This window comes from Glaciihabitans sp. GrIS 2.15 (genome assembly GCF_035984695.1).
Taxonomy (GTDB): domain Bacteria; phylum Actinomycetota; class Actinomycetes; order Actinomycetales; family Microbacteriaceae; genus Lacisediminihabitans.
This window is the reverse complement of sequence record NZ_JAXCHU010000007.1, coordinates 209,747-223,652: the sequence shown is the minus strand read 5'-3', so window position 1 is coordinate 223,652 and position 13,906 is coordinate 209,747. Positions and strand designations below refer to the sequence as shown.

Annotated in this window: 13 protein-coding genes and 1 tRNA gene; 2 read left to right on the top strand and 12 right to left on the bottom strand. The window is 64.4% G+C overall.

Translation table 11 applies throughout. The features are described 5' to 3' along the window. Positions 1-30 precede the first annotated feature (30 nt). The 9 genes from RCH11_RS11875 to RCH11_RS11835 form a co-directional block, all read right to left on the bottom strand. Positions 31-2,517, bottom strand: coding sequence for a DEAD/DEAH box helicase (locus RCH11_RS11875; RefSeq protein ID WP_327057218.1), 2,487 nt, complete (start codon positions 2,515-2,517; stop codon positions 31-33). Next, positions 2,514-3,278: a twin-arginine translocase subunit TatC gene (gene tatC, locus RCH11_RS11870; protein ID WP_327057217.1), complete on the bottom strand. Its 765-nt coding sequence runs from the start codon at positions 3,276-3,278 to the stop codon at positions 2,514-2,516. The genes RCH11_RS11875 and tatC overlap by 4 nt, the downstream gene beginning before the upstream one ends. A 63-nt stretch (positions 3,279-3,341) precedes the next feature. Next, positions 3,342-3,563: a twin-arginine translocase TatA/TatE family subunit gene (tatA, locus tag RCH11_RS11865; protein WP_327057216.1), complete on the bottom strand. Its 222-nt coding sequence runs from the start codon at positions 3,561-3,563 to the stop codon at positions 3,342-3,344. A gap of 69 nt (positions 3,564-3,632) precedes the next feature. Then, positions 3,633-3,980: a hypothetical protein gene (locus tag RCH11_RS11860; RefSeq protein WP_327057215.1), complete on the bottom strand. Its 348-nt coding sequence runs from the start codon at positions 3,978-3,980 to the stop codon at positions 3,633-3,635. Then, positions 3,980-5,002: a helix-turn-helix transcriptional regulator gene (locus RCH11_RS11855; RefSeq protein WP_327057214.1), complete on the bottom strand. Its 1,023-nt coding sequence runs from the start codon at positions 5,000-5,002 to the stop codon at positions 3,980-3,982. Before RCH11_RS11855 ends, RCH11_RS11860 begins: the two co-directional genes overlap by 1 nt. Beyond that, positions 4,968-6,002 (bottom strand): helix-turn-helix transcriptional regulator, encoded by a 1,035-nt coding sequence (locus RCH11_RS11850; protein WP_327057267.1) that lies wholly within the window; start codon positions 6,000-6,002, stop codon positions 4,968-4,970. The genes RCH11_RS11855 and RCH11_RS11850 overlap by 35 nt, the downstream gene beginning before the upstream one ends. Positions 6,003-6,077: 75 nt before the next feature. Continuing rightward, positions 6,078-7,031 carry an FKBP-type peptidyl-prolyl cis-trans isomerase gene (locus RCH11_RS11845; RefSeq protein WP_327057213.1) on the bottom strand — a complete coding sequence of 318 codons (954 nt, stop codon included), beginning with the start codon at positions 7,029-7,031 and terminating at the stop codon, positions 6,078-6,080. A 40-nt stretch (positions 7,032-7,071) separates the two neighbouring features. Then, a complete protein-coding gene (locus tag RCH11_RS11840) occupies positions 7,072-8,103 on the bottom strand; it encodes a tRNA (adenine-N1)-methyltransferase (protein WP_327057212.1) in 1,032 nt (343 codons plus the stop codon). Further along, a complete protein-coding gene (locus RCH11_RS11835) occupies positions 8,100-8,774 on the bottom strand; it encodes an HAD family hydrolase (protein ID WP_327057211.1) in 675 nt (224 codons plus the stop codon). Before RCH11_RS11835 ends, RCH11_RS11840 begins: the two co-directional genes overlap by 4 nt. A 116-nt stretch (positions 8,775-8,890) precedes the next feature. Between RCH11_RS11835 and RCH11_RS11830 the strand changes: the two genes are divergently transcribed. Continuing rightward, the gene (locus RCH11_RS11830) at positions 8,891-9,835 is read left to right on the top strand and encodes a proteasome assembly chaperone family protein (RefSeq protein WP_327057266.1); all 945 of its coding nucleotides are present in this window, start codon (positions 8,891-8,893) and stop codon (positions 9,833-9,835) included. Between the two features lie 15 nt (positions 9,836-9,850). Here the strand turns inward: RCH11_RS11830 and mshC are convergent, their stop codons facing one another. The 3 genes from mshC to RCH11_RS11815 form a co-directional block, all read right to left on the bottom strand. Then, complete coding sequence (mshC, locus tag RCH11_RS11825; RefSeq protein WP_327057210.1) at positions 9,851-11,095, bottom strand: cysteine--1-D-myo-inosityl 2-amino-2-deoxy-alpha-D-glucopyranoside ligase; 1,245 nt, start codon at positions 11,093-11,095, stop codon at positions 9,851-9,853. Positions 11,096-11,504: 409 nt separating this feature from the next. After that, on the bottom strand, positions 11,505-12,338 hold the full coding sequence (locus RCH11_RS11820) for an undecaprenyl-diphosphate phosphatase (RefSeq protein ID WP_327057265.1): 834 nt from the start codon (positions 12,336-12,338) through the stop codon (positions 11,505-11,507). 12 nt (positions 12,339-12,350) lie between these two features. Beyond that, positions 12,351-13,664: a M20/M25/M40 family metallo-hydrolase gene (locus RCH11_RS11815; RefSeq protein ID WP_327057209.1), complete on the bottom strand. Its 1,314-nt coding sequence runs from the start codon at positions 13,662-13,664 to the stop codon at positions 12,351-12,353. A gap of 127 nt (positions 13,665-13,791) precedes the next feature. Here RCH11_RS11815 and RCH11_RS11810 point away from each other — a divergent pair. Continuing rightward, a tRNA-Leu gene (locus RCH11_RS11810) sits at positions 13,792-13,875 on the top strand. The last annotated feature ends 31 nt before the right edge of the window (positions 13,876-13,906 follow it).

Sequence of the window (13,906 nt, the reverse complement as noted above, 5' to 3'; positions counted from 1 at the left end):
GGACGGCCGCCATCAGGATCTGTAGCGCAGTCACGCGACCGAGGAGTACGCCACGATGCCGCGGCGAATGGACTCAAGCGCTTGGCGTGCCGTGCGTCCGACGGTGCCGTCGGCTACCACCGAGAGCTGGTCGAGCAGGTCGATCGTCTGTTTTGTCATGCGCACGAAGTCCCCGGCCGCGAGCTCCGACTCGAGCAGCACAGAGTCGAGGGACACGCCCTGGGCCCAGCGGTTCATCGCGAGCGACAGTCCGGTCGAGAGTGGATTACTCCCGGGGAGCTTGTGATCGCGTTCGATGTCGTCGAGCTTCGACCACAGGTCCGTCGTCTTCTCGAAAGCCGGGCGGAAGGCACCCTTCGGGAGGTAGCGGTCCGACGTCTGGCCCTCATCCCGCCGCGGCTCGTAGACCAGGGCGGCGGCCATCGCAGCGAGACCAGCGGGATCGAGGTCTTTCCAGACTCCACGGCGCAGGCATTCGGCCACGAGCAGATCGCGTTCTCCGTAGATGCGACGGAGAGTGCGCCCGTGCACGGATGCGGTCACTTCGCCGGTCTCGGAACGCAGCAGGTAGCCGAGCTCGAGCAGGACGTCGGTCACGCGATCGAAGATCTTCGCGACCGCGCCGGTGCGGGCGCGGATCTGGCGGCTGAGCTCATCCGTCTGCTTCTTCAGCTTCCACCAGCGCTCCGCCCAACGGGCGTGTGACTCGCGGTCGTTGCAGGTGTGGCAGGGATGCTGCTTGAGCCGTTTGCGCAGGGCCGCGAGCTGGTTCTGGCGCTTTTCCCGCTCCCCGCGACTCTGCAGGTCGGCGCGAATCGATCCCTTGCGTTCGAGATCGGTGAGCTCGCGACGGATGCCCGAATACTCGCGAAAATCCCCGAGGTGGCACTTCATCGCCTCTTCGTAGCCGTGCAGCGACTCCTCCTGCGACCGCACTTTGCGGGCAAGGTCGACGACGGCGCGATCGGCCTGGAACTGCGCAAACGAGGACTCGAGGATGTCGCGGGCGCGTTCCCGACTGAACTGTTCAATGAGGTTCACGGCCATGTTGTAGGTTGGCGAGAAGCTGGAATTGAGTGGATAGGTGCGACGGGAGGCGAGCGAGGCGACCGCTTGGGGATCGAGCCCCTCCTGCCACTGGATCACCGAATGGCCTTCGACGTCAATGCCGCGCCGGCCCGCTCGCCCGGTGAGCTGGGTGTACTCCCCCGGCGTGATCGGCACGCGAGCCTCGCCGTTGAACTTCTCGAGTTTCTCGAGCACGACGGTGCGGGCGGGCATGTTGATACCGAGAGCAAGGGTCTCGGTTGCGAAGACTGCTTTTACGAGCTTTTTCTGGAAGAGCTCCTCCGCCACTTCCTTGAACGCGGGGAGCATTCCGGCGTGGTGAGCGGCGACACCGCGCTGCAGGCCGTCCAGCCACTCGTAGTAGCCGAGAACTGCCAGGTCTTCATCGAGGATGGTGCGGCAGCGTTCCTCGACGATGTCCGCGATCTCGTCGCGTTCAAGCTGTGTGGTGAGTCGCACGCCGGCCCGAAGCACCTGCTTGACCGCCTGGTCGCAGCCGACGCGACTGAAGATGAAGAAGATGGCCGGCAACAGGTTGCGCTCTCCGAGCATCTTCACGACACCGGCCCGGTCCATCTTCAGATCGTCGGGGCGACCTCCGCGGGAGTGCCGTCGGCCGACATCCTGCATCTGGCGTGAACTGATGGTGCGGCCACCGTATCGCGCCATCTGCACGAGCTCCGGGTTCACCCGGTGAGTGGGAGTGCCGGGCGGATCCCCCGGGCCGACTCTGGTCGTCGCGAACAGGTCGATGAGCTTGGTGCGCATGATTACGTGCTGGTCGAGCGGCACCGGCCGCTCCTCCGACACGATCACGGCAGTCTCGCCGCGCACCGCCTGCAGCCAGTCGCCGAATTCCTCGGCGTTCGACACGGTGGCGCTGAGGGAGACCAGTCGAACGCTCTGCGGGAGGTGGATGATGACCTCCTCCCACACGGCGCCGCGAAAGCGGTCGGCCAGATAGTGCACCTCGTCCATCACCACGAAGGAGAGATCCTTCAGCAGATCGGAGTCGGCGTAGAGCATGTTGCGCAGCACCTCCGTGGTCATGACCACGATGCGGGCACCGGAGTTGATGTTCGTGTCACCGGTCAGTAGGCCAACCTGGTCGGCTCCGTACTCGGCCACGAATTCCTGGAACTTCTGGTTACTCAGAGCCTTCATCGGCGCGGTGTAGAACACCTTCGCGCGCGGTTCCTGCATGGCAAGGAAGACTGCGAACTCCGCAACAATCGTTTTGCCGGCGCCGGTCGGGGCGGCAACGAGCACGCTGTCCCCTCGTTCGAGCGCCGCACACGAAGCGAGCTGGAATGGGTCGAGATCGAAGGACAGGTTACCCCGGAACATCTCGACACGGGGCGTGTCCCGTCGCGCTCGCGATGCCGCGAATCGATCGGCCGGGCTCAACGCGTCGGTCGAGGAATCACCCGCACGGAAGCCGCTCGTCATGCGGCGGCCGCGCCGCTGTTGTCATCGTCGGCGAGGCTCTCCACCCGCTTGGCGATAATGCGGTCATGCCACCAAGCGATCGTGGCGGCGAGGAGGTAGAGCACGATCATCGGCGCCGACAGCAGGAACATGGATGCGACATCCGCCGAGGGCGTGGCGAGTGCGCAAAACACGAAGATGGCGAGAATCGCCCAGCGCCAACTGCGGAAGATGCTGATCCCGCTGATGATGCCGAGGAAGTTGAGGAGCACGAGGAATACCGGGAGCACGAACGCGATCCCGACAGCCAGCACGAGTTTGGTGACGAAACCGAGGTAGTCCTTTGCCTCGGTGATCGCCGCGTCCTGGCTCGGTACGAATGAGTTGAGTACATCGACAATGTGCGGAAAGACCCACCACCCCGCGGCGCACCCGGCAAAGAACAGGGGTACGGCCGAAAAGAAGAAACTGAAGGTGTAGCGCTTTTCCTTCTTCGTGAGCCCTGGCACGATGAACGCAAAGACCTGGTAAAGCCAAACCGGACTCGATGCGATGACTCCGACGGTGACGGCGATCTGGATGTGCACGTCGAAGGCGGCGCCGATTGTCGAGTAGTTGAGTGTCGTATTGCCGTGAGTCTTGGCGATCAGCTCAATGGGCGAACGGATTGCCCTGAGCACCCAGTCGGCGACGAGGAATCCACCGATGGAAAACACGACAATCGCAATCGCCGAGATGAATAGGCGCTTGCGGAGCTCGACGAGATGCTGGCCGAGTGACATCCGGCCTTCGCTGCCTGCGCCTCGCTTCTTGCGGGAAGGCTTGGTTTCGGTAACGAGCGCCTGCTACGGCTTGGCGGAGGGTGCTGTCGGACCGGCCTGCGGGCCATCGGCAGGCGGTGTCGCCTTGCCATCCGACTTGTTGTCGTCCGCCTTGACCTCGTTCTTGAAGATCTTCATTGACTGGCCGACGCTCTTGGCGAGCCCCGGAAGCTTGGTGGCTCCGAACAGGAGCACGACGATGACCAGCAATACCAGGGCGTGCCAGCCGGTGAATCCACTTAGCATGGGCGAGATCCTTAGGAGTCGAAAATTCCAATTGGAAGAAGTTTACCGCTTATCTGAGCACCCTGGCTGTCATTCGGCGTGAAACCACCGGCGAGAATTCGCATCGAACCTGGTCAGGGCGCGACCGCGGGCGAGCCGGGAAGTGTGCCGGATATCCCGGCGAGCCGCCGCTGCCTCGCGCACGTGGCGTCGTTTCCCCTGCACATCGGACAGCTTCTGCAGGATGGCGATCTCGGCGTGCTGCTCGTCGAACTTCGTCACCGCCGCATCCAGAAGCTCTGCTCGTGCGGCGAGCGTACCCAGCTCGTCGAAGACCGAGACCGCTTTGCGGAACAGGCGCCAGGTCCCGACGACCAGCACGGCGATCAGTGCAAGCACGAGGCAGGTCCAGATGACGAGCCACGACCACCAGGGCATCAGCGAGTGGCCTCTGCGGTCGAGTCATACCGGGCAGCGCCAGCGGCCGCCCATTCCGCGACCGCGCGGCGGGCCTCCGCGGGCGCCACGACCGTGACCATGCCGGAAAGCCCTCCGATCAGCCGCTTGAGCCCATGAAAGTGTGAAACGCGGAGGGCAGTGCGGCTGCGCCCATTGACGACGGCACTGCCGGTGCCGTCGGTGAGATAGTCGGCGAGGAGGGGGGCAGCCGAGGGGGCGACATCGATTGTCACCACGAGGTCGTTGGCTGAACCCTCGAAAAGAGTGTCGGAAAGGTGTACGTCGGCGGCATGGGTGGTTATCGGCTCGGTCGTGACCGTTGGGTTGGCGATGCGATCGATGCGAAAGGTGCGCACGGCCTCGCGGAGGTGACACCAGCCGCGCAGATACCAGTCGGCATCCATCGATTCGATGCGTAGCGGGTCGACCCGGCGGCGCTCATGTTCACCGCGGGAATTGACGTAGTCGAATTCCAGCTGCAGGCCGGATGTGACGGACTCCCGGATGAGGCCGAGCGTCTCGTCGGACTCCGAGCCCTCGACCGCGAACTGGCTCGGAAGACCGGATGCTCCGCGCGACAGCTTGGCCATGAGGGTCGCGATAGCGCTGCGGTCGGAGTTCTCCGGGAGGGCCGAAAGGTACTGCAGTCCGGCAATGAGTGCAGCCGCTTCCCGACCGGAGAATCGCGGCGCATCGTCGATGGCCACGAGGTTGGTCAGTCTGATCTGGTCGTTCTCTTCGAAGTCGTCCCAGGCGAGGTCGAACAGGTCGCCGTGCTGGTACTGACCGGTCTCTCCCGGGATCCCGGAGACCGCGATGAGCTCGACAGCGTCGCGCACCTGCTGTGGCTTGACGCCGAAATGATCCGCGGCATCCTGCACGCTGATTCGCTCGTGATCCATGAGGAATGGTACGAGTGAGAGCAGGAACGCGAGCTTGTCCTGAGCCAGCAGTAGTGAGGGTCGCTCAACCATGGGAACTCCCATCTGCTGGGTCGTCATGATGCGTGTGTTCCTCGACGATGCCGAGGAGGCGGCTGCGCACCGCTTCGCGCAACGCTGGGGGCGCGAGCACGAGGACCTCTGGGCCGTAGCCAGCCAACTCGTCGGCAAAGATATTGACATCGGAATAGTGCAGTCTGAGCGCACCAGAGGGCAGTCGAACGGTGCCTCGACGTTTGAGAAGCCGCGTGGACGCATCCGAGTCGGTCACGACCTCGACGTCCGCGGTGTGTGACTCCCACACGGTTTCGAGTTCGTCGAGGGCCCGTGCCGTCTGGTCGCCTCTCGGGGCCGGAAACGTCGAACCGGTGGTCGTAACCTGGCTCACGACGCGCCGGAGCAGGAAAGTCTTCGTGACCTCGGTGCCGGGCTCGAGAGCGTGCAGATACCAGCGACCCTGGTGTTGAACGAGCGCGAGCGGTGCGACTTCGCGCACGCGGGCCTCGGCCTCACCGGGCTTGAGGTAGGCGAAGCGCACGACCGCATTGCGTTCGAGGGCGGCGCGCAGTGGCTCGAAGGAGGCATCCCGCACCCGGATGCGTGGTGCGTAGCCCAGCACCGGCTCGTCCGCAACCAGACCGAGACCTTTCAACTTGATCACTGCTCGCCGGGACTCACCAGAGAGCGAGCCCTCCCGCCACACCATGGCGGCGAGATTGAGCAGCGTCGTCTCCTCCGCGGAGAAGGTGATGTCGCTCGGTAGTTCGTAGCTCCCCCGCGGGATGCGATAGCGCAGGTTCTGGTTATTGCCGGCCTGACCGGGTGAGTCCACGGTCTCAAGCGGCACTCCGAGATCGCGGATGTCGTCTTTGTCGCGTTCGAACTGGCGCTCGAGGTTTGCGTTGTCGCCGCCCGCCCGGTAGCGCTGGCGGTAGCCCTGCACCGTGGACAGCACCTCGTTCTTGGTCAGGCCGGTCTCGGTCGCGAGGAGTGCGAGCACGAGACTGAACAGCCGCTCCTCGACGGGAATTCTGGAGACGCTTGCAGCTGGCACGGGCAATCCTGGTCTGGAATGAATTTTCGAAGACACTCGGCCTGTGTCCGGATGAAGCCGGCGCACCGGTCGGGTGGTAACTTACCCGGCGATGCCGAGGATGTCCACGACGTAGACGGCCGCATCGTCGGCGGGAGCCTTGCCGGAACCGTCAGCGACGGCCGCTGCCCGGGGAGGAAGCACCGCGAGAACCTGCGAACCTACCCGCTGCCCGATGAGCGCCTTACTCAGCCCCGGCGAGACAGTGGCTGCGCCGACCTGCAGGACCGAGGCCTGGTGATCGGTCCAGGTGGAGTCGAACACGGTCTTGGAATTCCAGCCGATTGCAGTGAATTTGACCACGAGGAACTGGTTGCTCTTCACCTTGTCGCCAGAGCCTTCTTTCAGCACGTTGACCGTGGAGGTCTTCGGCGCAGAGCGATCGGGAACGCTGATCCCGGGGGTACCGTCGGCGGTGAGGACGACCGCGGGCATGCCGTTGACAGGAATCTGGTCGGCGCCATTCGCCTTGGCGAGGAACGTGCCCTTTATATCGACGACATAGACGAATGAGTCGTCCTTGCCGATCCCGTTGGCGGCATCGGCGGCGCCCCTGTGGCTGTCTTTGGCCGAGCCAACGATCGAGATTCGAGATCCGACCTTGGCACACTCCAGGCCCTCGCTGACGGCCGGGAAGGTGGATTTTCCGGCCGTGATGAGGCTTCCGCCGGTGGCGGCGTAGCTGGTCTTCTGCAACGGCGTGGCATCCGCGCCGTTGAGGATCGTGACGTCCAGAATGACGGGCTGTCCGGCCGTGATCGGTGCGCCCGTGCCCGCGATGATCGTCGAGGCCTGGGTGGTCTCCGTGTAGAGCGGCGTGGGAAACCCTACCTTCGGCGCTGACCCCAGTTTGCCCGGCGCAGTGACCACCGCCGAGGCCTTACCCGGCAGTACAACAGGATCGCATCCGGCGGTGCTGGCTGCCGTGCCGCCGGAGCAGGCGGTCAGGCCACCGAGAAGGGCGACGGCGGCAATCAGCGCTGTGGTCTTGCGCACGAATCCTCATTTCGATCGAGCTCGTGGAACGGAGACAATTCTAGAGTGAGTCGAGGGGCGGTTCGTCCGCCTCGGCACGGTCCATGGCACCAGCGGCGGTCCTCGCGTGACCGGCGGTCGCTTGAGCGGCACGAGCGGTCTTGCGCAAACGCTTATCTGTGACGGAGCGCTCGCCGAGTGCTCCGGGGGTCCAGGCCTCGACATCCTCGTCGGTGTAGTCAGACTTGGAGAGTCGGCGCTTGAGCTGTGGCAACACGGTGTCGGGCGCCAGCCTGCGGGCGGTGAGCAGAAAACCGGTGTGGGCGACCATCCGGTGGTCGGGACGCACCGCGAGTCCCTCCACATGCCAGCCGCGCACCATGGTCTCGGAGGAATCCGGATCGGTGAAGAGTCCCGTTCCGCGCACGGCCTCGGCTACCCGCGAAAGCTGGGTGACCGTGGCGATGTAGCAGAGCAGCACGCCGCCGGGCGCGAGGGCATCGGCGACGACGCGCAAGCACTCCCAGGGGGCGAGCATGTCGAGCACGACCCGGTCGACGGAGCCGTTCCGCACGGCGGTGGGGAGCGATTCGACGAGGTCGCCGACGGTCACGGTCCAGTTCTCGGGCTCGGCGCCGAGGAAGGATTCGACATTGCCGCGGGCTACCTCGGCGAATTCTTCGCGGCGTTCGAAAGAGGTGAGGGATCCGGTCGGTCCGATGCCACGGAGCAGCCAGAGGCTGAGAGCGCCCGACCCGACCCCCGCTTCGACGACCGTCGCACCGGGGAAGATGTCGCCGAGGCTGAGGATCTGCGCAGCATCCTTCGGGTAGATGATGGCGGCGCCGCGCGGCATGGACATCACGAAATCGTTGAGGAGCGGGCGAAGGGCGAGGTACTCGTCGCCGTTCGTCGCGATGACGACCGAGGCATCCGCGAGCCCGATCAGTGCATCGTGGTCGATCATGCCGCGGTGGGTGTGGAAAACCTTGCCGGTTTCGAGGGTGATGGTGTTGAGGCGACCCTTTGGACCGGTGAGCTGCACACGGTCCCCCGCGCGAAATGGGCCGCTCTGGCGGCGAACGGCGGTCATGCGGCATCCGTTCGATTCGATTGCAGCAGTTCGGAGATGTCGGAGATTCCCCGACCGGTGAGAGTTGGCCAGATCGTATAGCCGCGGCCGTGCTCGAGAGGCGAATGCAGGGGAACGCCGATGGCGACTGCCCCGGCGGCGACTGCCGAGGCAAGTCCCGGTGTCGAATCCTCGATGGCAACACAGCGGACCGCATCGACACCGAGAAGTTCCGCACCGAGCAGGTAGGGCTCCGGATGGGGCTTGCTGTGGGTGACAGAATCGCCGGCGACGATGTGGTCGAATGCGGTGAAGGGAATGAATAAGGAGACATGCTCGGCCATACGTCGGATCGACATGGTGACGAGGGCGGTCGGGATGCCCGCGTCCCGCAACTCGGCGAGCAGCTCGAGCGCTCCAGGACGCCACGCCACGCCGGTCTCGATCTGCTCCATCACCCTGTCGGTAAGGCGGTTCACGATCTCGTCTTCGGCGAGGTCGACACCGCGATGCTGCAGGATGCCCGCCGCGTGCCACAGGCCGGATCCGACGAGCGTGAGCCCGTCTTCATGGGTCCAGGTGCCACCGAAGGATGCGACGAGCTCTGCCTCCGCGGTCAGCCAATACGGCTCGGTATCGACAAGGGTGCCATCCATGTCCCAGAGGACGGCGGCGGGGAGGAGTTCGGTCACGGGACTCAAGTTTAGAGGGACGAGGGTTCTATCCTTGACGGAAGGAAGTCGCGCAGGCCACACTCGGCCGTCCACTAAAACGCGACTCCAGAGGGTAACGAGTGCCAAACGCGGGAATGTTGAATGGTCGACTGCTTGTCGTCGCGTTCGAGGGCTGGAACGACGCCGGGGAGGCAGCGAGCGGTGCCGTCTCGACGCTGAAAGACCTGCTCGACCTCTACCCGATCGCCGAAATCGACGCGGAACGGTACTTCGACTATCAGTTCAACCGCCCGACCGTCACGCAGGATGATGACGGCAATCGTCTTCTCGTCTGGCCGACGGTCGTCACCTACGGCCCGACCAGCGTGCTTGGCCAGCGCTCGCAGCAGAGCTCCGACACCGAACCGGGCACCATCGGCGAGAATGCGTCGAATATCTACCTGCTACTCGGCACGGAGCCCTCCCGCAATTGGAAGAGCTTCACCGCCGAGATCATGGCCACCATCACCGAGAATCACATCACCGGCGTTGTCTTTCTCGGCGCGATGCTCGCCGACGTGCCCCACACCCGGCCGATCTCGGTTTTCGTGAGCAGCGAGAACGCGCTCCTGCGTCGGCAACTTGCGGTGGAGAAGAGTTCCTACGAGGGCCCGGTTGGCATCCTGTCGGTGCTCGGTGACGCGGCGGAGAAGGCGGGGGTTCCCACGGTGTCGATCTGGGCATCCGTTCCGCACTATGTGCACAACGCGCCGTCGCCCAAAGCGACGCTCGCGATCATCGACAAACTCGAGGAGCTGATCGATGTGGTGATTCCGCGGGGAGAACTCGTGGACGAGTCCGCTGCCTGGGAGAGCGGAATCGACGTGCTCGCGAGCGAAGACGACGAAATGGCGACGTACATCGCCCAGCTGGAGCAGGCGAGAGACACCGTCGACTCCCCCGAGGCCAGCGGCGAGGCGATCGCCCAGGAGTTCGAGAAATACCTGCGGCGACGGGACGGCAAGGCGGATGGGCGCGGTACCGCCGGACCAGGGGGTCCGCCCTCGCTGCCCCCGGACGACCGCGGGCCGCGCGAGTAACACCCGTCTCGCTCGTTAGGGCGTGAGGCGGATGCCGAGCAGCGCGTCGATCGCGCTGACCGCCGTCACGGTTGCAGCGGCTCCCGCACGTATGCGGGCGTCGATCACGGCGATCGCACCGGCGGTGTCGAGGTCGTCCGCCAGTCGTTCTCTTAACTCGGCGAGGAAGTCATCGTCGTCGTCGTCGTCCGGCGTCGCGGCCCACGCCGTCCAGGAGGCCAGCCGCTCGTCCGCGATGCGCAGGTGCGCATCCGTCCATTCCCAGTCGCTGCGGTAGGGCTCCGAGAGCAATGCGAGCCGGATGGACCGCGGGTCAGTCCCGCCCGCGACGAGTCGGGAGACGAGCACGAGGTTGCCGAGGGACTTGCTCATCTTTTCGCCCTCATAGGCCACCATTCCCGCATGGGCGTAGATGCCAGCGAGTGCATGACCGGTGAGCGCGGCGGCATGACCGGCGCTGAATTCATGATGGGGAAAGACCAGGTCCCGGCCGCCCCCGTTGACCGTGAGCGGCGTCGGAAGATGTTCGAGTGCGATCACGGAACACTCGACGTGCCAGCCGGGTCGACCGCGACCGATCGAGGAGTTCCAGGCCGGCTCGCCGACCCGCTCCGAGCGCCAGAGCAGTGGATCCAGTGGGTCTCGTTTGCCCGGCCGAAGCGGGTCCCCGCCGCGTTCCGCATTGAGCTGGAGCATCGCAGGGCGATCGAGGGTGCTCTCGAGCCCGAGGTGCCAGGCAGGCAGGGTGAAACTGCTGTCGAAATAGAGATCGTCGGCAGCATCGGGGCTTGGCACGGGGTAGGCAGATCCATTCTGAACGAGAATCTTCACGGCGTCCGCGACATCCGAGATGACCTCGGTGACAGCGACATACTCGTCCGGCGGGATGATGCTGAGCGTCTGCATATCTCCGCGGAACAGCTCTATTTGGGAGGCCGCGAGGTCACGCCAGTCCACCCCGTCACGGCTTGCGCGCTCGAGAAGCGGGTCGTCGATGTCAGTAGCGTTCTGCACGTACCGCACGTCGAATCCGGCATCAAGCCAGACCCGGATGAGGGTGTCGAAGGCGAGATAGGTCGCAGCATGTCCGAGATGAGTTGCGTCATAGGGAGTGATCCCACAGACATAGACGCTCGCGAGATTCGGCGTGGACTCGTCTGGGCGAGCTTCAACCAACCCCTGGGTTGCTGCGTCAAAGATGCGTGGAGCGATACCGCGTCCGGGCAGGCGAGGTACATTCGGGCGGGTCCAGGATTGCACCACTCCACCCTAGGCGAGCCGCCAGGTGGCAGGTGGCAGGGAGCAGGTACCACCGGGCGTTACTTTAACTCTCCGGATTTGACCCATTCCTGATAGTCGAGGGCGTCCTGGTGGGAGAAGGCACGACCGTGACAGGTCGGTACCGAGCTCGACTTGTGGCGAAGTCCGGTGGCGCTGGCGGAACGAATCGCGGCGGGCAACTCTGCTCCCGTGATATCACTTGAGGCCTGAGGGACAGACCCGGGGCCTTGCTCGAAATGCGCGTTAATTCGCTACCTCCACGACGATTAGCTTCACGGTAGTCCGCAGCGACGGCGAATGTTAGGCCCCAGAAGGGGATAATTACAATCTTTTTGAACACGACCTCGGCCTGTCGTCAGTATGGACACCAGAAGGTACCGATGGGCGTTTAGGCGCTTCGGAGCGCCCCGGTGGCCAGCAGCACGACGAGGGTGCCGCCGAGTGCGAGGCGGTAGATGACGAAGGGCAGGAACGACCGCTTCGAGATGTAGTTCATGAAGAAGACGATCACTCCGAGTCCGACGACAAAGGAAACGACCGTTGCCACCGCGGTCTCGCCTCCGGTGAACACCTCCGCGCCGGGTGATTTGATCGTTTTATAGAGCTCGAACAGCCCGCTTCCAAAAACCGCCGGGATCGCGAGGAGAAACGAATAGCGCGCCGCGGCGGCGCGCTCGTAGCCAAGGAAGAGTCCGGCGGTGATCGTGCCGCCCGAACGGGAGACACCCGGGATGAGGGCGAGTGCCTGCGCACCACCGTAGATGGCCGCGTGGGGAACGGTGAGGTTTCTCAGTCGACGTTTCTTCGCGCCGACATGGTCCGCGATACCGAGAAGGATGCCGAAGACGATGAGGGAGACGGCGATGATCCACAGCGAACGCAGCGTGGTTTCGATCGTCTTCTGGAACATCAGGCCGAGTACCACGATCGGCACGGAGCCGAGAATGATGAACCAGCCCATCTTGGCGTCTGAGTCGTTGCGCGGCACCCGCTTGAACAGCGAGAGAAACCAGCGCGAGATGATCCGCCACAGGTCCGCACCGAAATAGACGATGACGGCGAGTTCGGTTCCCAGTTGGATGATCGCGGTGAAGGCGGCACCCGGATCTTTACCGTCGAGCAGGAAGAGTCCCACCAGGCGAAGATGCGCGTTCGATGAGATCGGCAAGAACTCAGTGAGGCCCTGGACGATGCCGAGGATAATCGCGTTGAGCAAGCCCACGGGCGGGTCCAATCAGTAATGGAGGAGCAGGTCCCTGAGGACGCGCCTGCCAAACACTAATGCTTCGAGTGGCACCCGCTCGTCAACGCCATGGAACATGGCGGGAAAGTCGAGCTCCGGCGGCAGTTTGAGCGGCGCAAAGCCGTAGCCCTTGATGCCCAGAAGAGAAAGGGCTTTGTTGTCGGTGCCGCCCGACAGCATGTACGGCAGCACCGGCGCACCCGGATCGTGCTCATTGAGTGCCGCGGTCATCGCCTCGACGAGCGGGCCGGAGAACGCGGTCTCCAGGCCGATGTCGCGGTGGAGCACCACAATCTCGATGTCGGGGCCCACCATTTCCGCGAGCTCGGCGAGCACGGCATCCTCTTCGCCCGGGAGGGTGCGGATGTCGATCAGGGCCTCGGCGGTGTCCGGGATCACGTTGTGCTTATAGCCGGCGGTGAGTGCGGTGGGATTGGTCGTTGTGCGCAGCGAAGCCTGGATGAATCGGCTCGTCGTGCCGGTGGCAAGGGCGATCTCATCCGGACCGACCTTTTGCGGGTCGACCTCGAGGATGCGGGCCAGCTCGCCGAGAAGCTCGGTCGTGGTGTCGGTAAGTCGCACCGGCCATTCGCGGCGACCGACGATGGCGACGGCTTCGGCGAGCTTCGTGACGGCATTGTTGCGCATTACGTGCGAGCCGTGGGACGCGGTGCCTCGAGCGATGAGCTTCACCCAGACCAGGGCCTTTTCACCGGTCTGCAGCAGGTAGGCGCGCGTTCCGTTAAGAGTGACCGAGTAGCCTCCAACCTCGCTGATCGCCTCGGTCGCGCCGGCAAACAGCTCCGGATGATTCTTTACCAGGTAGCCCGAACCGAGCACTCCCCCGGCTTCCTCGTCGGCGAAGAAGGCGATCACGAGGTCCCGTGAGGGCTGCTGACCGGCGCCGAGGATGTCCGCGAGCGAGGTGAGCATCATCGCGTCCATGTTCTTCATGTCGACCGCACCGCGGCCCCACAGCATGCCGTCTTTGATGACGCCGCCGAAGGGATCGACTGACCAGTTGTCGGGTTGGGCAGGCACGACATCCGTGTGGCCGTGCACCACAAGGGCAGGCTTCGAGCGGTCGGATCCCTCGACCCTGGCGACCACGCTGACGCGCCCGGGTTCGGATTCAAAGAGTTCAGGGCTGAGCCCGAGGCCTGTGAGGTAGGCAGAGACGTATTCCGCGGCATCCGTCTCGCCGTTGGATTTGCCGCCGCCGTAGTTGGTTGTATCGAAGCGAATCAGGTCGCGGGCGATGCGCGCGGTCGTGTCGAGCTCGTCGTCGGGGGTCTCAGTCACCATGGGTCAACGGTATCGTCTCGAGGCCGGAGCGCCGCTTTCGGGACCCCGGCCTGCGTTCCAGAGGCGCCCCGCACGCATGCTAATGTCATACGTCGGTGCTTCTGAAGTATCGGAAAAAACCGAATGCGCGCGGATGGCGGAAATGGTAGACGCGCCAGCTTGAGGTGCTGGTGCCCGTTAGGGCGTGGGGGTTCAAGTCCCCCTTCGCGCACAGAGGGTGATTCATCGAATTCGAGCAATCG

Coding starts and splice junctions, on each gene's coding strand:
- RCH11_RS11855 (WP_327057214.1), bottom strand. CDS start 5,002: ATGACGACCCAGCAGATGGGAGTTCCCATGGTTGAGCGACCCTCACTA.
- tatC (WP_327057217.1), bottom strand. CDS start 3,278: ATGTCACTCGGCCAGCATCTCGTCGAGCTCCGCAAGCGCCTATTCATC.
- RCH11_RS11840 (WP_327057212.1), bottom strand. CDS start 8,103: ATGACCGCCGTTCGCCGCCAGAGCGGCCCATTTCGCGCGGGGGACCGT.
- RCH11_RS11860 (WP_327057215.1), bottom strand. CDS start 3,980: ATGCCCTGGTGGTCGTGGCTCGTCATCTGGACCTGCCTCGTGCTTGCA.
- RCH11_RS11815 (WP_327057209.1), bottom strand. CDS start 13,664: ATGGTGACTGAGACCCCCGACGACGAGCTCGACACGACCGCGCGCATC.
- RCH11_RS11875 (WP_327057218.1), bottom strand. CDS start 2,517: ATGACGAGCGGCTTCCGTGCGGGTGATTCCTCGACCGACGCGTTGAGC.
- tatA (WP_327057216.1), bottom strand. CDS start 3,563: ATGCTAAGTGGATTCACCGGCTGGCACGCCCTGGTATTGCTGGTCATC.
- RCH11_RS11830 (WP_327057266.1), top strand. CDS start 8,891: ATGTTGAATGGTCGACTGCTTGTCGTCGCGTTCGAGGGCTGGAACGAC.